This window comes from Pseudomonas sp. MWU318 (genome assembly GCF_016756945.1).
Lineage (GTDB): Bacteria > Pseudomonadota > Gammaproteobacteria > Pseudomonadales > Pseudomonadaceae > Aquipseudomonas > Aquipseudomonas putida_A.
In genome coordinates, this window is record NZ_JAESJL010000005.1 from 303,032 (window position 1) to 328,437 (window position 25,406).

General features: G+C 60.3%; 23 protein-coding genes and 1 pseudogene. 11 read left to right on the plus strand and 13 right to left on the minus strand.

Features of this window, described 5'->3' with window-relative positions; translation table 11 throughout:
• Positions 1 to 195: 195 nt before the first annotated feature.
• The 3 genes from JN524_RS14470 to JN524_RS14480 are packed head-to-tail and all read right to left on the minus strand — an operon-like array spanning position 196 to position 2,180.
• On the minus strand, positions 196 to 597 hold the full coding sequence (locus tag JN524_RS14470; protein ID WP_003223575.1) for an ExbD/TolR family protein: 402 nt from the start codon (positions 595 to 597) through the stop codon (positions 196 to 198).
• A complete protein-coding gene (locus JN524_RS14475; RefSeq protein WP_007966644.1) occupies positions 597 to 1,304 on the minus strand; it encodes a MotA/TolQ/ExbB proton channel family protein in 708 nt (235 codons plus the stop codon). Before JN524_RS14475 ends, JN524_RS14470 begins: the two co-directional genes overlap by 1 nt.
• A 51-nt stretch (positions 1,305 to 1,355) precedes the next feature.
• Entirely contained in the window at positions 1,356 to 2,180 is an 825-nt protein-coding gene (locus JN524_RS14480) for an energy transducer TonB (protein ID WP_202369761.1), read from the minus strand.
• 1,154 nt (positions 2,181 to 3,334) lie between these two features.
• On the opposite strand from JN524_RS14480, the gene JN524_RS14485 reads away from it, so the two are divergent.
• Entirely contained in the window at positions 3,335 to 3,958 is a 624-nt protein-coding gene (locus JN524_RS14485; RefSeq protein WP_202369762.1) for a glutathione S-transferase N-terminal domain-containing protein, read from the plus strand.
• Between the two features lie 92 nt (positions 3,959 to 4,050).
• Here JN524_RS14485 and JN524_RS14490 read toward each other — a convergent pair whose 3' ends face one another.
• Complete coding sequence (locus JN524_RS14490; RefSeq protein ID WP_027613875.1) at positions 4,051 to 4,491, minus strand: CBS domain-containing protein; 441 nt, start codon at positions 4,489 to 4,491, stop codon at positions 4,051 to 4,053.
• 329 nt (positions 4,492 to 4,820) lie between these two features.
• Between JN524_RS14490 and JN524_RS14495 the strand changes: the two genes are divergently transcribed.
• The gene (locus JN524_RS14495; protein ID WP_202369763.1) at positions 4,821 to 7,181 is read left to right on the plus strand and encodes a DNA polymerase II; all 2,361 of its coding nucleotides are present in this window, start codon (positions 4,821 to 4,823) and stop codon (positions 7,179 to 7,181) included.
• On the opposite strand, the gene JN524_RS14500 is transcribed toward JN524_RS14495, so the two are convergent.
• The 3 genes from JN524_RS14500 to JN524_RS14510 all read right to left on the minus strand — a co-directional run bounded on the left by JN524_RS14500 (position 7,146) and on the right by JN524_RS14510 (position 9,779).
• Positions 7,146 to 7,616, minus strand: coding sequence for a DUF1810 domain-containing protein (locus tag JN524_RS14500; RefSeq protein ID WP_202369764.1), 471 nt, complete (start codon positions 7,614 to 7,616; stop codon positions 7,146 to 7,148). The two genes, JN524_RS14495 and JN524_RS14500, sit on opposite strands and share 36 nt — an antisense overlap.
• A 28-nt stretch (positions 7,617 to 7,644) precedes the next feature.
• Positions 7,645 to 8,466: an aldo/keto reductase gene (locus JN524_RS14505; RefSeq protein ID WP_202369765.1), complete on the minus strand. Its 822-nt coding sequence runs from the start codon at positions 8,464 to 8,466 to the stop codon at positions 7,645 to 7,647.
• Between the two features lie 164 nt (positions 8,467 to 8,630).
• Positions 8,631 to 9,779, minus strand: coding sequence for an aldose epimerase family protein (locus tag JN524_RS14510; protein WP_202369766.1), 1,149 nt, complete (start codon positions 9,777 to 9,779; stop codon positions 8,631 to 8,633).
• A 234-nt stretch (positions 9,780 to 10,013) separates the two neighbouring features.
• On the opposite strand from JN524_RS14510, the gene JN524_RS14515 reads away from it, so the two are divergent.
• The 3 genes from JN524_RS14515 to JN524_RS14525 all read left to right on the plus strand — a co-directional run bounded on the left by JN524_RS14515 (position 10,014) and on the right by JN524_RS14525 (position 13,155).
• Complete coding sequence (locus JN524_RS14515; protein WP_202369767.1) at positions 10,014 to 10,763, plus strand: hypothetical protein; 750 nt, start codon at positions 10,014 to 10,016, stop codon at positions 10,761 to 10,763.
• A 177-nt stretch (positions 10,764 to 10,940) separates the two neighbouring features.
• Positions 10,941 to 12,158, plus strand: coding sequence for an MFS transporter (locus JN524_RS14520; RefSeq protein ID WP_202369768.1), 1,218 nt, complete (start codon positions 10,941 to 10,943; stop codon positions 12,156 to 12,158).
• A gap of 211 nt (positions 12,159 to 12,369) precedes the next feature.
• Entirely contained in the window at positions 12,370 to 13,155 is a 786-nt protein-coding gene (locus tag JN524_RS14525) for a sulfite exporter TauE/SafE family protein (RefSeq protein WP_064586898.1), read from the plus strand.
• A 68-nt stretch (positions 13,156 to 13,223) separates the two neighbouring features.
• On the opposite strand, the gene JN524_RS14530 is transcribed toward JN524_RS14525, so the two are convergent.
• Entirely contained in the window at positions 13,224 to 13,697 is a 474-nt protein-coding gene (locus tag JN524_RS14530; RefSeq protein WP_202369769.1) for a GNAT family N-acetyltransferase, read from the minus strand.
• Positions 13,698 to 13,906: 209 nt separating this feature from the next.
• Here JN524_RS14530 and JN524_RS14535 point away from each other — a divergent pair, with 209 nt between their 5' ends.
• Positions 13,907 to 14,479 (plus strand): DUF4174 domain-containing protein, encoded by a 573-nt coding sequence (locus JN524_RS14535; RefSeq protein ID WP_202369770.1) that lies wholly within the window; start codon positions 13,907 to 13,909, stop codon positions 14,477 to 14,479.
• Positions 14,480 to 14,617: 138 nt separating this feature from the next.
• On the opposite strand, the gene ampC is transcribed toward JN524_RS14535, so the two are convergent.
• Entirely contained in the window at positions 14,618 to 15,784 is a 1,167-nt protein-coding gene (gene ampC, locus JN524_RS14540) for a class C beta-lactamase (RefSeq protein ID WP_202369771.1), read from the minus strand.
• A 160-nt stretch (positions 15,785 to 15,944) separates the two neighbouring features.
• Here ampC and JN524_RS14545 point away from each other — a divergent pair, with 160 nt between their 5' ends.
• Positions 15,945 to 16,817, plus strand: a complete 873-nt coding sequence (locus tag JN524_RS14545; protein ID WP_202369772.1) for a LysR family transcriptional regulator — start codon at positions 15,945 to 15,947, stop codon at positions 16,815 to 16,817.
• A 108-nt stretch (positions 16,818 to 16,925) separates the two neighbouring features.
• Here JN524_RS14545 and gudD read toward each other — a convergent pair whose 3' ends face one another.
• A complete protein-coding gene (gene gudD, locus JN524_RS14550; RefSeq protein ID WP_202369773.1) occupies positions 16,926 to 18,269 on the minus strand; it encodes a glucarate dehydratase in 1,344 nt (447 codons plus the stop codon).
• 35 nt (positions 18,270 to 18,304) lie between these two features.
• Entirely contained in the window at positions 18,305 to 19,651 is a 1,347-nt protein-coding gene (locus tag JN524_RS14555; RefSeq protein WP_202369774.1) for an MFS transporter, read from the minus strand.
• Positions 19,652 to 20,017: 366 nt separating this feature from the next.
• Between JN524_RS14555 and JN524_RS14560 the strand changes: the two genes are divergently transcribed.
• On the plus strand, positions 20,018 to 20,731 hold the full coding sequence (locus JN524_RS14560; protein WP_202369775.1) for a FadR/GntR family transcriptional regulator: 714 nt from the start codon (positions 20,018 to 20,020) through the stop codon (positions 20,729 to 20,731).
• Positions 20,732 to 20,823: 92 nt separating this feature from the next.
• Complete coding sequence (locus JN524_RS14565; protein WP_007965409.1) at positions 20,824 to 21,054, plus strand: hypothetical protein; 231 nt, start codon at positions 20,824 to 20,826, stop codon at positions 21,052 to 21,054.
• Between the two features lie 135 nt (positions 21,055 to 21,189).
• Here the strand turns inward: JN524_RS14565 and JN524_RS14570 are convergent, their stop codons facing one another.
• The gene (locus JN524_RS14570; protein WP_202369776.1) at positions 21,190 to 22,083 is read right to left on the minus strand and encodes a DMT family transporter; all 894 of its coding nucleotides are present in this window, start codon (positions 22,081 to 22,083) and stop codon (positions 21,190 to 21,192) included.
• A 101-nt stretch (positions 22,084 to 22,184) separates the two neighbouring features.
• Between JN524_RS14570 and JN524_RS14575 the strand changes: the two are divergent.
• Positions 22,185 to 23,049, plus strand: a pseudogene (locus JN524_RS14575) (LysR family transcriptional regulator).
• A 118-nt stretch (positions 23,050 to 23,167) separates the two neighbouring features.
• Here JN524_RS14575 and trhP read toward each other — a convergent pair.
• On the minus strand, positions 23,168 to 24,502 hold the full coding sequence (gene trhP / locus JN524_RS14580; RefSeq protein ID WP_202369777.1) for a prephenate-dependent tRNA uridine(34) hydroxylase TrhP: 1,335 nt from the start codon (positions 24,500 to 24,502) through the stop codon (positions 23,168 to 23,170).
• A 192-nt stretch (positions 24,503 to 24,694) separates the two neighbouring features.
• Here trhP and JN524_RS14585 point away from each other — a divergent pair, with 192 nt between their 5' ends.
• The gene (locus JN524_RS14585; protein ID WP_202369778.1) at positions 24,695 to 25,381 is read left to right on the plus strand and encodes a cysteine hydrolase family protein; all 687 of its coding nucleotides are present in this window, start codon (positions 24,695 to 24,697) and stop codon (positions 25,379 to 25,381) included.
• Positions 25,382 to 25,406: the final 25 nt, after the last annotated feature.

Below are 25,406 nucleotides of genomic sequence, written 5' to 3' on the forward strand. Positions count from 1 at the left end.
GACTTGTCAGACGTTATCGAAATGGCCTTGTGAGCCCCTCATTGCTCCGCTTTCGGTGATACCGCGTGCGGAAAACCACTTTCTTCAAGCAAGCCGATCCCCTCCGAAGACGCCTGGCGTTTTTTCGGTCGGCTGATTGCGACGGGATTCTTCAGCGGTGCCGGGCGCGCTTCTCAACGCGCGCCCGCACCGCACTCAGTGGGTGGTCATCACCGAAATCTTGCTGATGCCCGAACGTTCGATGGATGCCATGGCCTTGGCCACCTGGCCATAATTGACGTTGGCGTCGGCCTGCAACTGCACGCGTACTTCGGCGTCCTTGGCCTTGACCTCCTTGAGGCTGGCTTCCAAAGACTCCGGCGCCAGTTCGGTTTTTGCCAGGTAGAACTTGCCGTCCTGATCGACGCTGACCACCACCGGGTCTTTCTTTTCGGCGGGGGCGACGGCGTCGGTTTTCGGCAGGTTGACCTTGATCGCGTTGGTCATCAGCGGCGCGGTGACGATGAACACCACCAGCAGCACGAGCATTACGTCCACCAGCGGCGTGACGTTCATTTCGCTGAGCACTTCATCGCTGTCTTGGGTAGAAAAGGACATCAGCTGGCCTCCCGCACGGCGGCTGTGGTTTTGCTGGCGATGGCCTGGCGGCTGATGGAGAACGCGCTGCGTGAGGCGAGGGCGTCGAAGTCGTGGGCGAAGTCATCCATGTCCGCCGAGGCGAGTTTCAGGCGGCGCAGGAAGAAGTTGTAAATCAGCACTGCCGGGACCGCGACGGCGATCCCCACGCCAGTGGCGATCAGTGCATGACCGATGGGGCCGGCGACCGCTTCAAGGCTGGCCGAGCCGGTTTCGCCGATGCTTTGCAGGGCTTCCATGATTCCCCACACGGTACCGAACAGGCCAATGAACGGCGCGGTGCTGCCGATACTGGCGAGAATCGCCTGACCGTTTTCCAGCGAGCGGCGTTCCTTCTGAATCTGCTGGCGCAGGTTGCGCTCCAGGCGATCGGAACGGTTGATGGTGTGCGCCAGTTGTTGCGTGGTGCGCGGCGATTCTTCCACCAGCAAAGCTTCGAAGCCGCTGCTGGCGATGCGCGCCAGCGAGCCCGGGTACTGACTGGCGTGTTCGGCCGCGGTGAGCAGATCCGGTGCGCCCCAGAAGGCTTTGCTGAACTGTTTGTTCTGGGCTTTCTGGCGCAGGTATTGCGCCGACTTGACCAGCAGGATCGCCCAGCTGACCACGGAAAACAGCACCAGGCCCCAGAGCACACCGGGGACAATCATCGAAGACAGTGAATTGTTCATCGCTACACCTCGCTTGCATTAAGTCGGTTGTGAGTTCGTCGGGTTGTGCCGTTATTGCGGCAATTTGAAATCGATGGTCTGGGTGGCGAAGCCGTCAATCGGCGTGTCACCGCGTTTGGCCGGAATGAACTTCCAGTTCTTTACCGCCGCGACGGCGGCTTCATCCAGTTGCGGCTTGCCGCTGGACTTGGTCACTGTCACCGAGCCGGCGCGACCGTTGGCCAGCACCTGAATGCGCAGCACCACGCTGCCTTCCCAATTGCGCCGCAGCGCCAGCGACGGGTATTCCGGCGGCGGGTTGCCAAGGCTGGCAAGGCCGGAAATCGCTGCCGATTCCTTGACCGGGCCAGGCGCGGCGGCCGGGGCTGGTGGCGCGCTCGGTGTCGCCGGCGCAGCGGGAGCGGCCGGTTGTGCCGGGGCGGGCGGAGCTTTCGGCGGCTCGACTTTCTTCACCGGTTTGGGCTTCTCGACCGGTTTCGGTTTTTCGATCGGCTTGGTTTTTTCCACCTGTTTTGGCGGTGGCTTGACCGCGTCTTCGTCTTCCACCGGTTGTTCCGGTTCCGGAGGTGGGGGAGGTGGGGGCGGAGGTGGCGGTTCCGGCGTGGGCGGTGCCGGCGGCGTCGGGCTGGTCAACTCGACAGTCATTTCCGGAATCTGCGGCGGAGTCGGCAGTGCCTCGGGCCGGGTCTGCTGGAAAAACCACCAGGCGCCGCCGTGGATCAGCGCCGACACCGCCACCAGCAACAGCATCTGCTGCTTGTTCAAACCGCCGGGCTGCGAAGTGTTGGCTGTGAAGGCCGGCCTGTCCGGTGACGGCGGGATTGGCGCTTCCCGTAACGACCCCGGCAGGGTTCTGTGCTTTACCGCATCGTTCATTAAAGCTCCCTCGGGTTGATGAAGGGCAATAAGGTGCCGTCCGAACATTGGGGTGATGTTCGAGTGGGTGGGTGTAACTTTCTTCAAGGTGTACGCAGGCCGATAGTTGAACTATCTATAGAACAGGGCTTGCTTACAGTTACTGGCTTAGAGCCATCGATTTCGAGTGTTCATTGGCCATTCCCTGGTTGTTCTGGTGCTTTATGTAGGAGCTGACGCAGGCTGCGATCTTTTGATCTTTATCTTTAAAGGCAACATCAAAAGATCGCAGCCTGCGGCAGCTCCTACAGATCTTGTGTTCGAATTTTGTTTTGCAACCGCTGTGCCAATTGTTGCCGAAATGTAGAGTGGTTATTTCACGGCTGTTACCCATGTCGCATTTATATAAGTTTTATTGGCGCGCCGAGTTTTCTTTAGTGCGTGACTGTCCACGGCCCCGTTCTTCGGGGCTTTTTTACAAGCGAGTCAGGCCTGGCGCCGTATCAGGCGGATTCGCCAGATAGAGCGGCTGAGCTCGGGTCTGCCGGGGCACTTGCTGGTGCGCGACGGACAGAATTGGTGCGGGTCAATGGATTAGCGGGTCACAGGCTGTATTCCTTGTTTTTGTTCAATTGAAATCAATGTCTGGATATTGGTTAGTTGTGATCGGTGGAGCGCTTTTGGTGCAATAACGAAAAACCTGAAAGTTATTGTTCGACAATCCTGCTTTTGGTCTTCGAACTGTTGTTTGCGCAATAACTTGATGGGTTGTATTTAAAAAATAAATAGTGTGCTGCCGCTGGCGCAACCAATGGCGCCAAACGCAGGGCATGAGTGTCGGGTTCAGGTAATAAGGTAAGGGTATTGATTGCCGGGACTGTTACGGCGAACTCGGCTTTGCGCCGATGGATACCAACAGGCTTTGCAGAGCGTTTGAAGATTCACGCGGTGAACTCCTTGTTGCCAGCTCGGATACGCGAACTTTTGGTTCGGTATCGCACCTTACAAGAACGCGGATAGCGTTCGATGATTGCTCTTGGTGCGGGATGGGCACCGCCAGCGCTGTTTTGCGAGGTTTGGATTCGCAAGTCGCGATTGCATGGGAAAAACGTGCCAAAGCGGATACACCCGCTATAAATAGGGCTACACAGATCTGTCGAGATCGAGGAGGGGGCATGTATCAACTGTACGGACATCGCAATTCAGGTGCCGCAGCCATCGAGGCGGCGCTGGAGTTATGCCAGATCGCCTATCGCTTTATCGATATCGAAGCCTCAAGCGAAGCCACCGAGGCACTGGCGCGCCTCAATCCACTGAAGCAGGTGCCGACCCTGCAATTGCCCGATGGCAGTGCGATCACCGAGAGTGTGGCGATTCTGATTCATCTGGGCCTGAGTTTTCCCGAGTCCGGTCTGTTGCCGGCCAAGGCGGCTGATCGCGATCAGGCGATTCGCGGCATGGTCTACATCGCCAGCAATTGCTACGCGGCCATCGGTGTCATCGATTATCCCGAGCGCTGGCTGGTGATGCCGGACGAAGCCTCACGGCAGAACCTGATGGCCGGCGCGCGGGAGCGTTTGCACTGGAGCTGGGAAGTGTTTGCGGACCAGTTTTCCGCCGAGTTGTACCTGGACGACGAAACGCCCGGCGCGCTGGACGTGCTGGCGGCCGTGGTGACGCGTTGGGCGGGGAGCCGCGAACACCTGCGCCAGAGCCGTCCGGGATTCTATGCGTGGTTGCAGCGTATCGACCGGCACCCGGTGCTGGCGCCGGTGTTTGCCCGGCATTGGCCGGTTTAAGAGTGTAAAGATCAAAAGATCGCAGCCTCCGGCAGCTCCTACACTGTTCTCTGTAGGAGCTGCCGGAGGCTGCGATCTTTTGATCTTGGGGATTATTCCCCGCGAATGTACTGCTCCAGCTGCTTGATCAGTTCCGCCTGCTCGGCAATCGCCTCTTTCACCAGGTCGCCGATCGACAGCAGGCCGATCAGCTTGCCGTTCTCCACCACCGGCAAGTGGCGCAGGCGTTTATCGGACATGATGCCCAGGCAAGTGTCGACGGTCTGGTGGGTGTCCACGGTGATGACGTCCTTGACCATGATGTCGCGCACCGGTGTTCCCACTGACGAGCGCCCGTGCAGTACCAGTTTGCGTGCGTAATCACGCTCACTGATGATGCCGACCACTTTGTCATCTTCCATCACCACCAAGGCCCCGACGTTTTTCTCGGCCATTTTCATCAGCGCTTCGAGCACCATGTGACCGGGATCGATATGGTGCACTTCCTGATTTTTCTGATCTTTGAGCTTGAGCAGTTGGGCGACGGTCTTCATGGCGGTTACTCAGGTGTTGTCGTTGTTATTCAAGCATCGTAGACCCTTGCGCGCAGGGCAAGGTGGCAAAGCGGCAGATAGCACGCAAAAAACGTCATTTGCCGGTTTTTCCGGCTCACCTCTAACCCTGTGGCGAGGGAGCTTGCTCCCGCTGGACTGCGTAGCAGGCCCAAACCCTGAGAATTCGGTTTGCCTGATGCACGGCATTGCCTGGTTTTGCGACTGCTGCGCAGCCGAGCGGGAGCAAGCTCCCTCACCACAGGGAATGGGGTTATCCCTTGAAGGGCAGCGTAGAATGCCCCTCTGATTCAATTCCTGAGGTTGCAGCGGTGGATTTACAGCAGGGCTTCGTCCTGACCCGGCATTGGCGCGATACCCCGGCCGGCACCGAAGTCGAGTTCTGGCTGGCGACCGACGCCGGGCCGCGCCGTGTGCGCCTGGCGCCGCAGACTTCGGTGGCGTTTATCCCCGCCGTACAACGCGAAGCGGCCGAACGCCTGCTGCACGACGAAAAGAACGTCGAACTGCGCCCGCTGGCCCTGCAGGATTTCGAGCATCGCCCGGTGCTGGGCCTGTATTGTCAGCAACACGGCCAGTTGATGCGCCTGGAAACCGCGCTCAACCGCGCCGGCGTCGACGTTTATGAAGCCGACGTGCGCCCGCCGGAACGCTACCTGATGGAGCGCTTCATCACCGCGCCGGTGCTGTTCAGCGGCACTGCCGATGCCGACGGCGTCTTGCTCAACGCCCAACTGAAGCCCGATCCCAAATACCGGCCCAAACTGCGCCTGGTCTCGCTGGACATCGAAACCACCGAAACCGGCGAACTGTATTCCATTGCTTTGGAAGGTTGCGGCCAGCGTCAGGTGTACATGCTCGGCGCGCCGAACGGTGACGCGAGCATCGTCGACTTCGATCTCGAATACTGCGACTCGCGCACCGTGATCCTGAAGAAACTCAATGACTGGTTCGCCCGCCACGATCCCGACGCAATCATCGGCTGGAACGTCGTGCAGTTCGACCTGCGCATCCTCCACGAACATGCGCGGCGCCTCGGCGTGCCGCTGAAAATCGGTCGTGGCGGCGAAGAGATGCAGTGGCGCGAACACGGTAGCCGCACGCACTACTTTGCCTCGGCGGCGGGGCGGCTGATCATCGACGGCATTGAATCGCTGCGCTCGGCGACCTGGAGTTTTCCCTCGTTCAGCCTGGAAAACGTCGCGCAGACCCTGCTCGGCGAGGGCAAGGCGATCGACAACCCGTACCAGCGCATGGACGAGATCAACCGCATGTTCGCCGAGGACAAACCGGCGCTGGCCAAGTACAACCTCAAGGACTGTGAGCTGGTGACGCGGATCTTCGCCAAGACCGAACTGCTGACGTTTCTCCTCGAACGCGCCAGCGTCACCGGCCTGCCGGCAGATCGCAGCGGCGGCTCGGTGGCGGCGTTCACCCATTTGTACATGCCGCTGATGCACCGTCAGGGTTTCGTTGCGCCGAACCTGGGGACCAATCCGCCACAGGCCAGCCCCGGCGGCTTCGTCATGGATTCACAACCGGGGCTGTACGAGTCGGTGCTGGTGCTCGATTACAAGAGCCTGTACCCGTCGATCATCCGCACCTTTCTGATCGACCCGGTGGGGCTGATCGAAGGCTTGCAGCACCCGGACGATGCCGACTCGGTGCCGGGGTTTCGCGGTGCACGTTTCTCGCGCACCCGGCATTGCCTGCCGTCGATTGTCGCGCGGGTCGCCGAAGGTCGCGAGACCGCCAAGCGCGAGCACAACGCACCGTTGTCGCAAGCGCTGAAGATCATCATGAACGCCTTCTACGGCGTGCTCGGCTCCAGCGGCTGCCGGTTTTTCGATACGCGGCTGGCATCGTCGATCACCCTGCGCGGCCACGAGATCATGTTGCGCACCCGTCAGCTGATCGAAGCGCAGGGCCACGCGGTGATCTATGGCGACACCGACTCGACCTTCGTCTGGCTGCGTCGCGCGCACGGGCAGGAGGAAGCCGCGCAGATCGGTCAGGCGCTGGTCAAGCATGTCAACGACTGGTGGCGCGAGCACGTGCGTGAGGAATACGGCCTGCAAAGTGCTCTCGAATTGCAGTACGAAACCCACTACAAACGTTTTCTGATGCCGACCATTCGCGGTGCCGAGGAGGGCAGCAAAAAGCGCTACGCCGGCCTCGTTACCCGCGCCGACGGCAGTGACGAAATGGTCTACAAGGGCCTGGAAACCGTGCGCACCGACTGGTCGCTGCTGGCCCGGCAGTTCCAGCAGGAACTCTACGAGCGGATCTTCCAGCGCAAGCCGTATCAGGATTACGTGCGCGATTACGTGCGCAAGACCCTGGCCGGCGAGTTCGATGAGCGACTGGTCTACCGCAAACGCCTGCGCCGCACCCTTGATGACTACGAACGCAACGTGCCGCCGCATGTGCGTGCGGCGCGCCTGGCCGACGATTACAACGCGCAGCACGGGCGCCCGCGGCAATACCAGAACGGCGGCTGGATCAGTTACGTGATCACCCTGGCCGGCCCGGAGCCGCTGGAAGTGCGCCGCGCCGCGATTGACTACGACCATTACATCACTCGCCAGCTGCAGCCGGTGGCGGACGCGATTCTGCCGTTCGTCGACGATGACTTCTCAACCCTGATCGGGGGGCAACTGGACCTGTTTTGAGTCCAGCAGTTGCAGGGTCCATTCATCAAGGATGCCGTGGAAGTAGCGCTCCAGTGCCTGAGCGAACGGGCAATCTTCGGCGCTGAACTGCGCAAACAGGGTCATCGAGGAATGGAATTTCAGGTCATCGGGGTGGCCGAAAATCTCGGCAATCGAACGCTGGCGGATGTTCAGCACCAACTGCGTGCAGATACGCAGCCGCGCACCGAGCAAATCGTGGGCCAGATAGGCCTGCGCCTCTTCGGCGGACTGAATGGCGAAGCGTCGGGACATTTCGCTGCCGCCCAGCCCGGCGAACTGCGGGAACACAAACCACATCCAGTGGCTACGCTTGCGCCCCTCGTCGAGTTCACGCAGGACCCGTTCGAACACCGGGTCCTGCGCCTGGACGAAACGCTGCAGATTGAACAGGTCGTACTGATCAGTGCTTCTCATGACGAAGCCCTCGCCAACGGCCAGCGACTCAGACCATCGCCAGCCGCTGCTTGCGTTGTGGCGCTTTGAATACCTGGTCCAGCGCCGCCAGATCCCCGGCATCCAGTTGCAACTGCGCCGCTTGTGCATTGAGTTGCACGTGTTCCGGTCGCACAGCCTTGGGAATCGCAATCACACCATCCTGACGCAGAATCCACGCCAGTGAAACCTGTGCCGGGGTCACGTTGTGACGGGCGGCAATCTTGTTCAGTACCGGTTCGACGAGCATCGCGCCGCCCTGACCGATCGGGCAGTACGCCATCAACGGCATACGCTGTTGTTGGCACCAGGGCAGCAAGTCGAATTCGACGCCGCGTTCTTCCAGGTTGTACAGCACCTGATTGGTGGCGCAGGCCGGATTGGCCAGCTCTTCGAGGTCATCGACGTCGAAATTCGACACGCCCCAACGGCCGATCTTGCCGTCCTCGCGCAGGCGTTCGAAGGCTTCGACGGTTTCTTCCAGCGGATACTGGCCGCGCCAATGCAGCAGATAGAGGTCGATGTAATCGGTGTCGAGCCGGCGCAGACTGCGCTCGCAGGCTTGCGGAATGCCTGTGCGGCTGGCGTTGTGCGGGTAGACCTTGCTCACCAGAAACACTTGGTCGCGCAGACCGGCGATGGCTTCGCCGACCACGCTTTCGGCACCGCCCTCAGCGTACATTTCCGCCGTGTCGATGAGGGTCATGCCGAGTTCGATGCCTTGGCGCAGCGCGGACACTTCACGCTTGTGCGCCGAGCGATCCTCGCCCATGCGCCAGGTGCCCTGGCCAATCACTGGAACCTGCACGCCTGCCAGTTCAAGGGTACGCATTCAAACCTCCTGTGCTGATGGTCATACCTTAGTGGGCAGCAGGATAGCGCAGGGGTTCCATGGGGCTCAAAAGCAAAAGATCGCAGCCTTCGGCAGCTCCTACAGGAGGGATGGGGTCCCACTGTAGGAGCTGCCGCAGGCTGCGATCTCTTGATCTTCAGCTTTTACCTGGCAGAAAACTTCAACACCACGCTGTGGCTGTAAGTCTGCCCCGGATCGAGACGCGTGCTCGGGAAGTCCGGCTGATTCGGCGCATCCGGATAGTGCTGCGTTTCCAGGGTAAACGCACCCCAGTGCGGATAGACCTTGCCACCCTTGCCCTTGACCGTGCCGTCGAGGAAGTTGCTGGTGTAGAACTGCACCCCCGGCTCGCTGGTGAACAGCTGCAGATGCCGCCCTGACTGCGGATCGCTGACCTCGGCGGCGACTTTGTTCACATCACCTTTTGTATCCAGCACCCAGTTGAAATCGAAGCCACCCTGTTTCGGTTCGGCGAACTTCAGCTGCGGGTGATCGGCCTTGATGTGCGTGCCGATCGCGGTGGGTTTGGTGAAGTCCATTGGTGTGCCGGCCACTGGCGCCAGTTCGCCGGTCGGGATCAACTTGTCGGTGACCGGGGTGTAACGGCTGGCGTGCAAGGTGGCCACCTGCTTGAGAATGTCGCCATTGCCGGCGCCGGCGAGGTTGAAGTAGCTGTGGTTGGTCAGGTTGAGCACCGTCGGTTTATCGGTGCTGGCCTTATAGTCGATGCGCAACTCGTTGCTGTCGGTCAGGCGATAGGTCACTTGCGTGGTGAGATTGCCGGGGAAACCCATTTCACCGTCTGCCGACAGATAGGTGAGGGTCACGCCGACTGAATCCTTGTCCTTGGTTTCCTGCGCTTTCCAGACCTTCTTGTCGAAGCCCTGAGTGCCGCCGTGCAAAGCGTTGGACTTGTCGTTCTGCGGCACCTGATAGCGCTTGCCGTCGAGTTCGAACGCGCCGTCCGCGAGGCGATTGCCGAAACGGCCGATGGTCGCACCGAAATACGCCGTGCCTTTCTGGTAGCCCTGGACATCGTCGAAACCCAGCACCACGTCAGCGGCTTTGCCGTGTTTATCCGGTACCAACAGTGATTGCAGGGTGGCGCCGTAGGTGATGACGGTCGCCTGCATGCCGTGGCTGTTGCGCAGGATGTATTGCTCGACGGGCGTGCCGTCATTGGTTTTGCCAAAGGCTTTGTGTTCGGCGCTGAGGCCGGCCGCGTTGGCGGAGAGGGTGGCGATCATCAGGGACAGTCCGAGGCCGGAGAGCAGGTGACGTGATTGAAGCATGGTTGACCTTCCTTTTTGTTGTTGTTTTCAAAACAGGGTAATAGTCATGCTAATTGTGGATTGAGTGAGAATTTATAGCCGGTTAAAGGTTTAGTGCAAATATAAAGTCATACTAAATAGTTGCCGAAGGTCGGGAAATGGTGCCAGCGCTGCACTTTTCCGGATTCGGCGGCTCTATCCATGGCCAGGATGCGGCGACGCCCGCCGCACAGGAATGTCCCCGTTCGAGAATTCATGCCGAGAGCTTTTCACCTGATCGCCCGATTTGTTCGCCGCCCGTTCCTGTTGCTGGCCTGTCTGTCATCGCTGTTTGTCAGCGGTTGCACGCACCAGACCGGCAACGGTTTCATCGCTCAGATGCGTGACGGTCAACCGCAGGAATTTCTGCAGACCAGCGTCGACCGTATGGCCACGTTGGCGATGCGCGACAACCTCAACAGTCTTTATCGGTTGATGGGCAAGCTGTATTTGCGCAACCCGGAAGAACTGCGCAAGTCGGGCTTCCTCGACATCAACACGGCGGTGAAACAGGTGCGCCTGGCAGTCGAGCAGCAACAACCGTTGCCGGTGCTGGGCGGGCGCAAGGATCTGGCGGCGCTCAGCTATGCGATGAGTCCGGAGTTTCTCGGGGATCGGGTCGGCGCCTTCATCTATGCCATCGGCAGCATGCTGGTCACCGCCCACGGCAATCGCATCGAGTTCTACATGACCGATGCAATCAACCCGACCTTCGTCCACAACGCCGCGCGCAACATCGAAAAAGCCACATGGATTCTGGCCCAGCGGCAGAACAAGGAGGGACAGCCGCTGCTGTTCTCCAACGAAATTTCGGAGGAGGGCAGCAACCTGAGTTTCGCCACCGAGTTCGGCAAGATCGTCGCGCGGCTCGACCTGCTGGCGCAGATGCTTGATGAGCGCTACCGGCGCATAGGGTTGAATTACGCGCAGAGTCTGCTGTTCCTGAATTTCCTGCCGGTGCAATAAAACGCCCCGCAACCTGTAGGAGCTGCCGAAGGCTGCGATCTTTTGATTTTGTTTTTTAAGATCAAGATCAAAAGATCGCAGCCTGCGGCAGCTCCTACAGGGAAGTGTTGTCAGTCATGAGGGATAGGTTGTATACAATCCTCCATCACATTTGACTCAAAGGGAGCTGCACCTGTCATGACCGACTCCGCAAGCACCGACTTCAACCGTATCGACCGCGCTACCCGCACAGAAAAACTGCCCTATGCCGCGTTACTGGCGTTCGCCATGACCGGCTTCATCGCCATCCTCACCGAGACCTTGCCGGCCGGGCTGCTGCCGCAGATCGGCGCCGGGCTTGGGGTCAGTGAAGTGCTCGCCGGGCAACTGGTGACGCTGTATGCACTGGGCTCGATTGTCGCGGCGATTCCACTGACCGTGGCCACCCGGGGCTGGCCACGGCGGCGGGTGCTGTTGATGACGGTCGGTGGCTTCCTGGTGTTCAACACCGTGACCACGTTCTCCAGCCATTACGGCTTGACCCTGGCGTCGCGGTTTCTCGCCGGGATGGCGGCAGGGCTGTCGTGGGGAATCATGGCCGGTTACGCCCGTGGCATCGTGCCGGTGCATCAGCAGGGACGGGCGCTGGCAATCGCCATGCTCGGCACGCCGGTGGCGCTGTCGCTGGGCACCCCGGCGGGCACCTGGCTGGGCAACCTGATCGGCTGGCGCGCCTCGTTCGGGATCATGTCGGCGCTGGCGTTGGTGCTGGCGGGGTGGATTGTGCTGGCGGTGCCGGATCGTCCCGGCCAGGTCAGCACCGAACGTCTGCCGTTGCTGCAATCGCTGCGTCTCCCGGGTGTACGGCCGGTGCTGTTCGTGGTGCTGACCTGGATGCTCGGGCACAACATTCTCTACACCTACATTGCGCCGTTCCTGATGCAAGCCGGATTGGCCGAGCGCGTCGATCTGGTGCTGCTGGTGTTCGGCCTGTGTTCGCTGGTGGGGATCTGGATCATCGGCCTGCTGGTGGACCGCTGGTTGCGCTGGCTGACGCTGATCAGCCTCGCGGTGTTTGCCGTGACCGCACTGGTGCTGGCGCTGATATCCCCGTCGCCGTGGCTGATCTACACCTGCATGGCCGTGTGGGGCCTGTCGTTCGGCGGTTCGGCGACGCTGCTGCTGACAGCCGCGGCGGATTCGGCTGGCGAGCACGTGGACGTGGTGCAAGCGATGCTCACCACCTCCTGGAACGTGGCGATTGCCGGCGGCGGTCTGTTCGGCGGATTGCTGCTGGATCGGGCGGGAGCAATGTCGTTTCCGTGGGCGTTGTTGATCCTGTCGCTGATCGCGCTGGCGACGGTGTGGATCAACCGTCATCACAGCTTCAAACCAGGCCGGCGCGTCACCGCATGACTTTGTAGGAGTGAGCCTGCTCGCGATAGCATTTTATCAGACACGAATGAATTGTCTGCGGAGACGCTATCGCGAGCAGGCTCACTCCTACAGTAGAGATGATGTGGATTTGAACAAAGGCATAACGATAGACCGCATCGATATATGTAGTTATATGAAAAATCGCTATGCTGCGGGCCAGATTTTTCCTGTCGTTTTTCTGGACGTCTTAATGGAATTGGCAAATTTCGGCCTGGTGATCGCCGGGCTGGTGGTGGGTTTTATTGTCGGCATGACCGGTGTCGGCGGCGGCTCGTTGATGACGCCGATCCTGCTGTGGTTCGGCATCAACCCGGCAACAGCGGTGGGCACCGACCTGTTGTACGCGGCCATTACCAAATCCAGTGGCGTGCTGGTGCACAAAAAGAACAACAACATCGACTGGGCCATCACCGGATGGCTGACCCTCGGCAGCGTGCCGGCAGTCGCCATGACTTTGTGGTTTCTCAGCACGCTGCACACCGCGCCCGAGGCGATGAACGCGATCATCAAACAGGCCTTGGGCTTCGTGCTGTTCGCCACGGCGCTGGCGATTCTGTTCAAGAAGCGCCTGCTCGAATTCGCCCACAAACGCGCGGGCGGCAACTACAACCCGAGCGGCGCGCGCCTGAATGTGATGACGGTGATCACCGGGCTGATCCTCGGCACCATGGTCGCCCTGACCTCGATCGGCGCCGGCGCCCTTGGCACAGTCGCGTTGTTCATCCTTTATCCGCTGCTGCCAACCCGGCGGCTGGTCGGCACCGAAATCGCCCACGCCGTGCCGCTGACGCTGGTTGCCGGTCTGGGCCACGCGAGCATGGGCAACATGGACTGGGGCGTGCTGGGCTTTCTGCTGATGGGTTCGTTGCCGGGCATCTGGCTGGGCAGCCACCTGACCGGGCGCATTTCCGATGAATTGCTGCGCCCGTGCCTGGCGACCATGCTGCTGTTGATCGGCTATAAACTGGCTTTCTGATGTAGGAGCTGCCGAAGGCTGCGATCTTTTGACCTTCAAAATCAAAAGATCGCAGCCTGCGGCAGCTCCTACACTGGGGTATGAAGGATGTTGAGTTTCATGACGGTCACCGGCAAATCCTCGTAGACCAGATCCTCGACCACCTCCCAACCCAGCCGCGCATACAGCGCTTGCGCCGCATCGGTGTACAGATACAACGTCTGTACGCCCAACGCCCTGGCTTCTTCGACAATCCGATTGACCAGTTGCGAAGCAATTCCGCGTCCGCGTTCTTCGGCTTTCACGTAGACGCCCGCCAGCCACGGCGTCAGTTGCGGACGGATCTTCATGTCGCTGTCGATCAGCAGCGCGCCACCGAGCAATCTGCCGTCTTCAATGGCCACCACCGCGCTGGGAACCGCACCCTTGCCGCAGGCGGCGCGCATCCGTTCGGTGCGGGCCTCAAGGGTATCGCCGTCACGGAATTCGCCCCATTCCTTAAAATTGAGTTCGGCCAGTTCCTCAATCAAATGCGGGTGATCACACAGGTAATCGATGTGCATGGGTTGAACTCCATTTCGTGGGCAGAACGACCACCCTAATGCGCTCATAAAAGGTAATCAAATCCGCGTCACGATTATGCCGATGCGGTTGCGCAATGACGCGGCTGACCTAAGCTTCTGACAAGGCGAAACATATTTGCCGGGCACGACCCCGGAACAATCGCCGCGATGCGCAATCATTAGAGCGTGGATATCAAAAGGAGATGCGCATGCTCATCAGGTCACTGACCCTGACACTCTTGCTGGCGATTGCCGGCCCCTTGTTCGCCGCTGACAACGATTCGCCCATAGCCGGGGATATGGGGCGGGCCCGACCGTTGATCGTAATCGCACAAAGTACCGTCGACCCGGTGTGGGTGGGGCTGAAAAAGTCGCTGGAAGATCCGGCGAACAAGAAGGGCGTCGCCGACCGCAACATCAAGGTCTACACCATCCTCAATATGGCCGGACAACTCGATGGCAAGGACCTTGGTCAGCAGGACACCATGGCCCTGTTGCGTTCGTTGAAGCTCGGTGCCGGCGCGTACCCGAAAGTGTTCCTGCTGGGCAAGGACGGCGAAACCAAACTCTCGGCCTCGGGCGATGAAGCGAAGTCGGTGGACCTGAAGAAAATCTTCGACACCGTTGATGCGTTGCCGGCGAGCGAGAAAGAAATCAGCGCACCGACAGTCGCTGAAACCAAGGCCACCGCCGCCGAACCGGCAGCCAAGAAAGCCGAAAAGGGCGCCAAGGCGAGCAAACCGGCGAAACCGAGCAAGCCACCGGAAATGCCGGATGATTGATGGCATGGCCTGAATCAAAAAAATGGGCGACCTCTGCAGGTCGCCCATTTTTATTGTCCGCCCAAAAAGATCGCAGCCTGCGGCAGCTCCTACATGGGATCGGTGTAGGAGCTGCCGAAGGCTGCGATCTTTTGATTTTCAGTCGGTCAAAACGCTGAGGATCGTGTGAGCAATCTTCACCCGCTCCGGAATCGGAAAGTTCTTGTTCGCCAGAATCACTACGCCGACATCCTTCGACGGCACAAACGCCACGTAACTGCCAAAACCACCCGTAGATCCGGTTTTGTTCAGCAGCACATTATCCACCTGCGGCTGTGGCGGGTTGAGCCACTGCACCTTATGCGGCTGCAGGGCCATTTCCGTGCTGTTGCCGGCCAGCAAGCGGTCGAGGCTGATCGGGTAACGGTACATTTCCCAACCCAGGCCCTGGGTCATGTCGCCGACGCTGTAATAACCGGTGTGGGTGTTGGCAATGGCTTGTTGCAGCGGAGTTTCAAGGCTTGCCGGTTTCAGGTTGGCCTGCACGTAACGCAGCATGTCGGCGGCGCTGGTTTTCACGCCGTAGGCTTCTGAATCCATGGCGCCCGGGGTGACGCGCACCGGTTGATTGTTCTTGTCGTAGCCCTGCGCGTACAGGCTCATTTGCGCTTTCGGCACCTGCAGGTAAGTGTGTTGCAGGCCGAGTTTCGGCAGCAGGGTCTCGCTCATCACCTGATCATATGACTGACCGAGGGTCTTGGCGGCCAGATAACCGAACAGGCCCAGGCTCGGGTTGGAATACAGACGCTGGTTGCCAGCTGGGAAGCCCGGTTTCCACTGTTGGTAGTAGCCGAGCATCTTCTCCGCCGAGTCCCACTGGTCAGGGAATTGCAGCGGCAGGCCGCCAGCGCTGTAGGTGCCCAGTTGCAGCACGCTGATGCCATCGAAGGCGCTGCCCTTGAGTTCTGGCCAGATCTGGCTGGCCTTGGTCGACAGGTCCAGTTTGCCCGTCGCCTGCGCATAGCCGGCCAGGGTCGCGGCGAAGGTTTTGCTCACCGAGCCGATTTCGAACAGGGTGTTTTCGCTGACTTTCTGCCCCGTGTCCTTGGCGGCGACGCCGTAATTAAAGTAATGCGGTTGGCCGTTGATGGTGATGGCGACGGCGAGGCCGGGGATGTTCTGCTGCTGCATCACCGGGGTGACGGCTTTGTTCACCAGCGCTTGCAGTTGCTCGTCGCCGGGTGTGGCGGCCATGCACGCGGTGGCGCCGAAAAACAGGCCGAAAGCGCTGCAGGAAATGAATTTGCTCGGGGTGATGAAGGACATGAGTGAACCACTCTCCATGAGTGTTGAGGGTGATATCCCGCTACACTGCGGGCGATTTTGTTGTTGGGCAGCTGATCAGCGCCGACAATTTAGGCAGGCTGGCGCTCGTCGACAAACGATGATATTTCGGATGAGCCATTAGAAAAATTTGGGACTGGGCATGATTCGACCTCAATTGCCGCTCAATGCACTGCGCGCGTTCGAAGCCTCGGCGCGGCATTTGAGCTTTACCCGCGCCGCGGTCGAGCTTTGCGTGACTCAGGCGGCGGTGAGCCATCAGGTGAAAAGCCTCGAAGCGCAACTCAACGTCACCCTGTTCAAACGCCTGCCCCGCGGGCTGATGCTGACCAGTGAAGGCGAGACCCTGTTGCCGGTTTTGACCACGTCGTTCGATCATATCGCGCAGATGCTCGAGCGGCTGGTCGGCGGTCAGTATCGGGAAATGTTGACCGTGGGTGCCGTCGGAACCTTCGCGGTCGGTTGGCTGCTGCCACGATTGGCAGACTTCCAGGCGAAACATCCGCTCATAGATTTGCGGCTGTCGACTCACAACAACCGGGTGGACGTCGCGGCCGAGGGGCTGGATTACGCGATTCGTTTTGGTGCCGGGGCGTGGCACGGCATCGAGGCAACGCGTCTGCTGGATGCGCCACTGTCGGTGTTGTGCGTGCCGGAAATTGCCCGGCAGTTGCATACCCCGGGCGATCTGCTGCAACAGCGCTTGCTGCGTTCCTATCGCACCGATGAATGGCCGGAATGGTTTCATGCCGCCGGCCTGGCGACCCACGCGGCGCCGCCGCAAAGCATTGTCTTCGATTCGTCGCTGGCGATGATGGAAGCCGCGCTGCAGGGCAGCGGGGTAGCGTTGGCACCGCCGCTGATGTTCGCCCGACAACTGGCGGCGGACGTGATTCGCCAGCCGTTTGCGATTGAAATCACCACCGGCAGTTATTGGCTGACGCGCTTGCAGTCACGCCCGGAAACAGCGGCGATGACGGCGTTCAAAAACTGGCTGCTACAAATCACTGCCTGACACAAAACCCTTGCAGGAGCTGCCGCAGGCTGCGATCTTTTGACTTTGATTTTTGAAGATCAAGATCAAAAGATCGCAGCCTGCGGCAGCTCCTACAGGGGGAAGGCATCAGCGCACCAGACACGGCCGCTTGTTATCGAACGTCCACCCCGGAAGCAAAAACTGCATCGCCACGCTGTCATCCCGCGCGCCGAGCCCCATGCCTTTGTACAGCTCGTGAGCCTTGGCCAATTGATCCATGTCCAGCTCCACCCCCAGCCCCGGTTTCTGCGGCACTTGCACGCAACCGTCGACAATTTGCAGCGGTGCCTTGGTCAGGCGCTGACCGTCCTGCCAGATCCAGTGTGTGTCGATGGCGGTGATGTCGCCCGGTGCCGCTGCCGCGACATGGGTAAACATCGCCAGTGAGATATCGAAGTGGTTGTTGGAGTGTGAGCCCCAGGTCAGGCCCCACTCATGGCATAACTGCGCGACACGTACCGAGCCTTGCATGGTCCAGAAGTGCGGGTCGGCCAGAGGAATGTCCACCGACTGCAGTTGAATGGCGTGACCCATCTCGCGCCAGTCGGTGGCGATCATGTTGGTCGCCGTCTTCAGCCCGGTAGCGCGGCGGAACTCGGCCATGACTTCGCGCCCCGAGTAACCGTTTTCCGCACCGCACGGGTCTTCGGCGTAAGCCAGCACCTTATGTTGATCGCGGCACAGGCGGATCGCTTCTTTCAGTGACCAGGCGCCGTTCGGATCGAGGGTGATGCGTGCCTCGGGAAAGCGTTCGGCCAGAGCCGTCACGGCTTCGATTTCCGCGTCGCCACTGAGCACACCGCCTTTGAGTTTGAAATCCTGGAAACCGTATTTTGCCTTGGCCGCTTCGGCCAGACGCACCACCGCCTCGGCGCTCATGGCCTTCTCGTGACGCACGCGGAACCAGTCGTTATCGGCGTCCGGTTCGCTGCGGTAGGCGAGGTCGGTCTCGCGTTGATCGCCGACATAAAACAGATAACCGAGCATCTTCACTTGATCGCGTTGCTGGCCTTCGCCGAGCAGCGCCGCGACCGGTACGTCGAGGTGTTGCCCGAGCAGGTCGAGGAGGGCAGCTTCGAGTCCGGTGACCGCGTGGATGGTGATGCGCAGGTCGAACGTCTGCAGGCCACGGCCGCCGGCATCACGCTCGGCGAAGGTCTGGCGCACCTGATTGAGGATCTTCTGATAGTTACCGATTGTGCTGCCGAGCACCAGGCTGCGGGCATCCTCCAGCGTCTGGCGGATGCGCTCGCCACCGGGCACTTCACCGACGCCAGTGTGGCCGGCGTTGTCCTTGAGAATGACGATATTGCGGGTGAAAAACGGCCCGTGGGCGCCGCTCAGGTTGAGCAGCATGCCGTCGTGGCCGGCCACGGGAATCACCTGCATTTCAGTGATGATTGGCGCTTTGGCAGTGTCGTGTGCGGTCATGTTTTTATCCTTGTCAGCATTCTTCAGAACGAAAGTCAGGCGTGCTTCGGCGCGGCTTCGGCCACGGCGATGTCAGCAGCGGGTTTCGGTGTGGTGCGTGCGGCGAAGACGATGATCGCAGCGATGATCGAAGTCGCGGCCAGGCCATAGAGGCCGCCCTGAATCGAACCGGTGTGTTCTTCGAGCAGGCCGAAAGTGGTGGGCGCGACGAAGCCGCCGAGGTTGCCCACCGAGTTGATCAAAGCAATCACTGCCGCAGCGATCCGCGCATCCAGATACGCCTGCGGAATCGGCCAGAACAACGATGAGGCGGACTTGAAACCCAGCGCGGCAAAACAGATCGCGACAAAGGCAAAAATCGGCCCGCCGGTGGTGGACATGAACATCCCCGCTGCGGCGATCAACAACGCGGTGGCGACCCAGGCTTGCTGGTGCTTCCACTTGGCCGAGAAAGCGGCGAAGGCGTACATGCCGACGATCGACAGCAACCACGGGATCGAGTTGAACAGCCCGACCTGGAAGTCACTCATCTCGCCCATTTTCTTGATGATGCTCGGCAGCCAGAACGTCGCGGCGTAGATCGTCAGCTGAATGAAAAAGTAGATCAGGCAGAACAGGATGATCTGCCGGTCCTTGAGCAGTTTGCCCATCGATGGGCGGATCGGCGTCGCGGCTTCGCGGGCCTTCTGTTCATCGTCGATGGCGTTGACCAGTGCGTCCTGTTCGGCGCGGGTCAGCCATTTCGCGTCATGCGGTTTGGCGTCGAGCCAGAACCACACGAACACGCACAGCCCCACGGAAAACATGCCCTCGATGAAGTACATCCATTGCCAGCCGTGCATGCCGAGGCCGTTGATCTGCAAGAGCAGGCCGGACAACGGGCCGGAGATCAGCGAGGCGACTGCCGACCCGCTGAGGAAAATCGCGATCGCCTTGCCGCGTTCGGCACCCGGCAGCCAGCGGGTGAAGTAGTAAATCACCCCGGGAAAGAACCCGGCTTCGGCCACGCCGAGCAGAAAGCGCAGGATGTAAAAGTGCGTTTCGTTCTGGATGAACGCCATGCCGGCGGCGACCAGGCCCCAGGTAAGCATGATGCGGGTGAGCCAGATGCGCGCGCCGACTTTCTGCAAAAGCATGTTGGACGGCACTTCGAACAGCGCGTAACCGATGAAGAACAGACCGGCGCCGAAGCCGTAGGCGGCAGCCCCGATACCCAGATCATGTTCCATGTGAGTGCGGACGAAACCGATGTTCACCCGGTCAATGTAATTGACGATGAACATGATCACGAAGAGCGGCAGGACGTGGCGTTTCACTTTCGAGATGGCGGACGCGAGTGTCGAATCGACGCCCTCGTTCATCCCGGAGACGGAGGTTTTCACTTGGTTTTCTCCCACTGATTATTTTTATGCGGGGTAGGGCTCGGTGCTGCGTTGTTGATAGACATCATACAACTGAGATTTTTTGTCCTACAAGTGGGATGAAGCGATTAAATTTGTCTGGTGAACAAATTTTTTATTTCTTTTTGGTGTTTGGCCCCGTTTGTATTGGCTTTGATCGCGGCCGTCAGACGCGCCTCTTGGGTTCACGATCCAAATGTTCAAACAGGGCGTAGCGCTTGGTTGTTGCGTTTTTTTTCTTTTTATTGAGTGTTGTCATACAAGTTGGTGGCTGTTTCAGCACTAAAATCGACTCGTCAGCCATCACGCAGTGCTACGATCGGCAAGCCCCGATCACCGGAACCGAACATGCAAGAAGACCTCGACGCCCCCGCGCCCAAACGTGCGCACAACCTCGCACACGATCTGGTGGAAAAACTCACCCAGAGCATCCTGCTCGGCCGGCTGTCGCCCGGCGACAAGCTGCCGTCGGAGAACGCCATCGTTCAGGAGCACGGCGTCAGTCGCACGGTGGTGCGCGAAGCGATTTCCAAGTTGCAGGCCTCGGGCCTGGTCGAGACGCGGCACGGCATCGGCAGTTTTGTCATCGAGCGCGCTGCCGAGCAGGGCTTGCGCCTGAATGTCGACACCGCGCTCGGCGTGCGCAGCATTCTGGAATTGCGCATGGGCCTGGAGACACAGGCCGCGGCGTTGGCCGCGTTACGGCGCAGCGAGCAGCAATTGCTGCAAATGCGTCAGGCGCTGGATGACTATCAGCGTCTGCTGGACAGCAATGACAGTTGTGTCGAGGCTGATCGACGTTTTCATCTGCTGATCGCTGAGGCCACCGGCAATGTCTGCTTCAGTGAAATCATGCAGCATCTCGGCAGCGCGATGATTCCGCGTCAGCGGCTCAATGCCGCCGAGCGTGGCGCGGCGGATCTGAGCAAGCTGGGGCAGTTGGCCAATCTCGAACACGAAGCGATTTTGAATGCCATCAAGCGCCAGGATCCGGATGCCGCGCGCGCGGCCATGTGGCTGCACTTGACCAACAGCCGCGACCGTTTCAGTGCGCAGGGCTGATTGCCGTTGGTCTGCTCGATAGCACCGCCTGCGCAGGCACGCTTCCAAGCTGTATGGCCCGGGTTCTCCGGACCTCCTTGGTGAGGTGTGTCATGGCTAATGATTTGCTGTTTCAGGGTGGTGTGCTGCCGACCGATCCGACCCGTCCGGTACCCGGCACGGATGAGCCGACACTGGCCGATCACGATGCGCCGCCGGGCATGAGTCCGGGACGTGATCCGTTGAGTGATGCCGATCGGCCGGAAGACTGGAAGGACCCGGCGGCGGACGATGATGTGCCGCCGGCGGATGAGCCGACGCCGTTGTCGGATGACAGGCGCTGAGGCTGACCCGGCATGAGATATTTATAGTCTGCGCCGGCCCTTTCGCGAGCAAGCTCGCTCCCACAGGCAGAACGCATCCCCTGTAGGAGTGAGCCTGCTCGCGATGGGTTCGTCAGCCTCAGTAAAAAAACTCGATCAGACCTCAACCGGTCGACCCTCCACCCGCCGCTCCAGATTCAACGCCAGCACACTGATCAACACCACCGCCGCGCCAATCAGAACCATCAGCGCCGGCTGCTCGCCGAGGCCCACTGAAGCAATCCCCATCGCTGTCGGCGGTATCAAATAAAGTGTCATCGTCGCCCGACTCAAGTCCACATGTTTGAGCACAAAGCCCCAGGCCAGATAGGCCAGTGCACTGGGAAATACCCCCAGTGCCAGCACTGCCCACTGCACTTGCAGCGGCGCTTTCACCACCGCCGCACTCAGCCCCGGCAGATAAATCAGCAACAGCAGCGTCCCCGACCACACCGCATAACAGGCCAGACTGAAACCGTCATAACGCCGTGCGTGATGTTTTTGCAGGGCGAAGTAAATGCTCCATGAGAGCGCTGCCAGCAGGATCAGCAAGCCATGCGCGTCGATCTGCCCCAGGCCCCGATCGGCGCTGACCACGATCACCACCCCGACCAGTCCCAGCAACACGCAGCCCCATCGCCAGACACTGACCTGATCCTTGAACACGTAGCGCGCCAGCAGCGTACTGAACAGCGGGCTCGACTGCGCCAGTACGCTGGAGGCGCCGGCACTGACGCTTTGCTGGCCGATGTTCAGCGCCACGTGATGCAGGCTGACGGCAAAAAATCCCAGGGCGAACAACAGCGGTACGTCGCGCCGTTGCGGCAGGCGAATGCCCTTGAACGCCGCGATCACGGCCATGAACAACGACGCCAGGAGAAACCGCAGTAACGCCAGATGCCCCGGGTCGTAGGCTTGCAGGCCGATGTGGATGCCGGTGGGCGAATAGGCCCAGCAGCCGACCACGAAGGCCATGGTCAGAATGATTTTCAAGGGAGAAGGAGTCAGCATGATCGGCGCACTGCAAGGGTTGATGCGCCGAGTATCCGGGCGACGAACAAGTCTCCACAACTGACTTATACTGCGCCGAATATTCACTTTGAGTGATGAGTATGGAGCTGGCGCAGATCCGCATGTTCAAGACCGTGGCCGACGAGGGCAGCATTGCCCGCGCCGCTGAAAAGCTGTTTTGTGTGCCGTCGAACATCACCGCACGGATCAAGGCGCTTGAGGCGGAACTTGGCGTCGCACTGTTTCTGCGCGAGGGACGCGGGCTGCGGATCAGCCCGGCGGGGCAGACGTTTCTTGCGTATGTCGAGCGGATTCTGGCGCTGACCGCCGAAGCCAAGCGCGCGGTGGATCCCGCCGCCGAACCCTCCGGGCCGCTGCGTATCGGCGCGATCGAGTCCTCGGCCACCGGGCGTTTGCCGCGGCTGTTGGCCAAGTTTCACCAGCGCTATCCGCAGGTGGCGCTGGAATTGACCACTGGCACCTGGGGCCAATTACTCGACGACACCGTCAGCCATCGCCTCGACGGTGCGATCGTCGCGGTGGACGTCGAGCGCGCGCAACTGAAACGCACGCCGATGTACCGCGAAGAATTGCTACTGATTGCCTCGACATCATTCGGCCCGGTGCGCGACATCCACGATCTGCAGGATAAAACCGTGTTTCATGTGGCCGCAGGGTTGCCCGTATCGGGCGGCGCTGGAGCACTGGCTGTTGCGTCAGGGGCAGGCGCTGCCGATTGTCAGCCTGGCGAGTTACGGGGCGATTGTCGGTTGCGTGAGTGCTGGCGCCGGAGTGGCCTTGGTGCCTAAAGGCGTGTTCGAGCAATACGCCAAGGGCGCTGGATGCGTGGGGTATGAGTTTCCCGAACTGACGGCGATCGACAACCTGTTTTACTGGCACGAAAACGCCGGGGTACACCCGGCGCGTGAGGCGTTTGTGGCGATGTTGCGTGAAGAATTCCTCTGACTCCGCTACACCCGCATTCCCTGTGTAGGAGCTGCCGAAGGCTGCGATCTTTTGACTTTGTTATTGAAGAACAAGATCAAAAGATCGCAGCCTGCGGCAGCTCCTACAGGGGAGGGGTTCAGGGAGTCAAGTCGCGCATCAGCAGGCCAAAGCGCAAATCCACCGCATCCGGAATTGGCAGGTAAACTGTGTGCCCGTCGCCGGGGGCGACTTCAATGGTTTCACCCTTGGCACTCTGCAACTGGTGCAGATCGAAGTGGAAATTGCCCTTGGGCGTCATCAGTTCCAGATGATCGCCCAAGGCAAAACGGTTCTTCACTTTGACCTCGGCCAACCGGTCGCGGCGCTCGCCGGTCAGTTCGCCGACGAACTGCTGGCGCTCGGACACCGAGCTGCCGTTCTGATAGTTCTGGTATTCGTCATGCACATGGCGACGCAGGAAACCTTCGGTGTAGCCGCGCTGGGCCAGTGATTCCAGATCGGTCATAAGGCTGCGATCGAACTCACGTCCGGCCACTGCATCGTCGATCGCCCGGCGATAGACCTGGGTGGTGCGCGCGCTATAGAAGTGCGATTTGGTCCGGCCCTCGATCTTCAGCGAATGCACGCCCATGCGCGTCAGGCGTTCGACGTGTTGCACCGCGCGCAGATCCTTGGCGTTCATGATGTAGGTGCCGTGCTCGTCTTCAAAAGCGGGCATCAACTCATCGGGGCGATTGGCTTCCTGCAGCAGAAACACCTGATCGGTCGGCGCGCCGATGCCCAGGGTCGGCTCCGGCTGGAAGGTCTGCACGATCTCGCCGAGCTGGTTTTCCGTGGCTTGCTGCGCCGAATACTTCCAGCGGCAGGCGTTGGTGCAGGTGCCCTGATTGGCATCGCGCTTGTTCATGTAGCCCGACAGCAGGCAGCGCCCGGAGTAAGCCATGCACAGTGCGCCATGGACGAACACCTCCAGTTCCATGCTTGGTACCTGTTCACGGATTTCGCCGATTTCTTCCAGCGACAATTCCCGCGACAGGATGATCCGGCTCAGGCCTTGTTGCTGCCAGAACTCGACGCTCGCCCAGTTCACCGTGTTGGCCTGCACCGAAAGGTGGATCGGCATCTGCGGAAAATGCCGGCGCACCAGCATGATCAGGCCCGGGTCGGACATGATCAGCGCGTCCGGCGCCATCTCGATCACTGGCGCCAGATCCTTGAGGAAGGTCTTCAGTTTGGCGTTGTGCGGGGCGATGTTGACCACCACGTAGAAGCGCTTGCTCTGGGCCTGCGCTTCGCGAATACCGAGGGCGAGGTTGGCGTGGTCGAACTCGTTGTTGCGCACCCGCAGGCTGTAGCGCGGCTGGCCGGCATAGACCGCGTCGGCACCGTAGGCGAAGGCGTAGCGCATGTTCTTCAGGGTACCGGCGGGGGCGAGCAGTTCCGGGGCGGCGAGTGGGAGGTCTGGCTTCATGGCGGCATCGGTCGCAAAAGCGCGGCAGGGTAGTGCAGTGGCAAGTGCGGTTTATTGATCTGGATCTACGTTTGAGTGCGTGGACTTTATCTGTGCAGAAAGGGCACAGATCATGTGCCGGTTTCACTGTGTTCGGTGCGGCGGTGGCTGCTTAAGATTCGCTTGTCAAATCAACCGAAGCAGGACTTTCCCATGCAGAACTTTACTCGCCGCTTTCTCAGCGCTTGTGCATTTTCCGGTGTATTGGCCAGCAGCGCAGCGATGGCCGACAACCACCCGACCATTCGGGCAATGTCCGGCGCGACACCGGTCGATCATCTGCCAGCGGGCAAGTCTGCGCTGGTGGTGATCGACTTCCAGAATGAATATTTCAGCGGCCGGATGCCGATCCCGGACGGTGCCGCTGCCCTGGCGAAAACCCGTGAGCTGATCACCTTTGCCGACAGTCACAAGATCCCGGTGTATCACGTGCAGCACGTTGCCCCGGCCGGTTCGCCGGTATTTGCCATCAATGGCCAGACCGTCAAATTTCACCCGGACATGCAGCCGCGCCCACAAGACGTGGTGCTGCAAAAGAGCACCGTCAGCGTGTTCGCCAGCACCGACCTTGACCAGCAATTGAAAAAGGCCGGCATCCAGACCCTGATCATTTCCGGCCTGATGACCCACGCCTGCGTGGCGGGTGCCGCACGGGACGCCGCGCCTTTGGGCTACAACGTGATTGTCGCGTCCGATGCCTCGGCGACCCGCGCCATCACCCGCGCCAACGGCGTGTCAATCGACAAGGATTCGCTGCACAAGGCCGCGCTGGCGGAAGTCGAAGACACCTTCGGCGACGTGTTGAGCACTGCGCAGATCGTCAAACTGCCGGTGCGCTGATTAGCCGGGCTGCATCGTCCAGGCA

Bases quoted from the DNA above. Each gene is read 5' to 3' on its own strand.
- JN524_RS14470 (WP_003223575.1), bottom strand. From the start codon at position 597: ATGTCCTTTTCTACCCAAGACAGCGATGAAGTGCTCAGCGAAATGAAC.
- JN524_RS14475 (WP_007966644.1), bottom strand. From the start codon at position 1,304: ATGAACAATTCACTGTCTTCGATGATTGTCCCCGGTGTGCTCTGGGGC.
- JN524_RS14480 (WP_202369761.1), bottom strand. From the start codon at position 2,180: ATGAACGATGCGGTAAAGCACAGAACCCTGCCGGGGTCGTTACGGGAA.
- JN524_RS14485 (WP_202369762.1), top strand. From the start codon at position 3,335: ATGTATCAACTGTACGGACATCGCAATTCAGGTGCCGCAGCCATCGAG.
- JN524_RS14490 (WP_027613875.1), bottom strand. From the start codon at position 4,491: ATGAAGACCGTCGCCCAACTGCTCAAGCTCAAAGATCAGAAAAATCAG.
- JN524_RS14500 (WP_202369764.1), bottom strand. From the start codon at position 7,616: ATGAGAAGCACTGATCAGTACGACCTGTTCAATCTGCAGCGTTTCGTC.
- JN524_RS14505 (WP_202369765.1), bottom strand. From the start codon at position 8,466: ATGCGTACCCTTGAACTGGCAGGCGTGCAGGTTCCAGTGATTGGCCAG.
- JN524_RS14510 (WP_202369766.1), bottom strand. From the start codon at position 9,779: ATGCTTCAATCACGTCACCTGCTCTCCGGCCTCGGACTGTCCCTGATG.
- JN524_RS14515 (WP_202369767.1), top strand. From the start codon at position 10,014: ATGCCGAGAGCTTTTCACCTGATCGCCCGATTTGTTCGCCGCCCGTTC.
- JN524_RS14520 (WP_202369768.1), top strand. From the start codon at position 10,941: ATGACCGACTCCGCAAGCACCGACTTCAACCGTATCGACCGCGCTACC.
- JN524_RS14525 (WP_064586898.1), top strand. From the start codon at position 12,370: ATGGAATTGGCAAATTTCGGCCTGGTGATCGCCGGGCTGGTGGTGGGT.
- JN524_RS14530 (WP_202369769.1), bottom strand. From the start codon at position 13,697: ATGCACATCGATTACCTGTGTGATCACCCGCATTTGATTGAGGAACTG.
- JN524_RS14535 (WP_202369770.1), top strand. From the start codon at position 13,907: ATGCTCATCAGGTCACTGACCCTGACACTCTTGCTGGCGATTGCCGGC.
- ampC (WP_202369771.1), bottom strand. From the start codon at position 15,784: ATGTCCTTCATCACCCCGAGCAAATTCATTTCCTGCAGCGCTTTCGGC.
- JN524_RS14545 (WP_202369772.1), top strand. From the start codon at position 15,945: ATGATTCGACCTCAATTGCCGCTCAATGCACTGCGCGCGTTCGAAGCC.
- gudD (WP_202369773.1), bottom strand. From the start codon at position 18,269: ATGACCGCACACGACACTGCCAAAGCGCCAATCATCACTGAAATGCAG.
- JN524_RS14560 (WP_202369775.1), top strand. From the start codon at position 20,018: ATGCAAGAAGACCTCGACGCCCCCGCGCCCAAACGTGCGCACAACCTC.
- JN524_RS14565 (WP_007965409.1), top strand. From the start codon at position 20,824: ATGGCTAATGATTTGCTGTTTCAGGGTGGTGTGCTGCCGACCGATCCG.
- JN524_RS14570 (WP_202369776.1), bottom strand. From the start codon at position 22,083: ATGCTGACTCCTTCTCCCTTGAAAATCATTCTGACCATGGCCTTCGTG.
- trhP (WP_202369777.1), bottom strand. From the start codon at position 24,502: ATGAAGCCAGACCTCCCACTCGCCGCCCCGGAACTGCTCGCCCCCGCC.
- JN524_RS14585 (WP_202369778.1), top strand. From the start codon at position 24,695: ATGCAGAACTTTACTCGCCGCTTTCTCAGCGCTTGTGCATTTTCCGGT.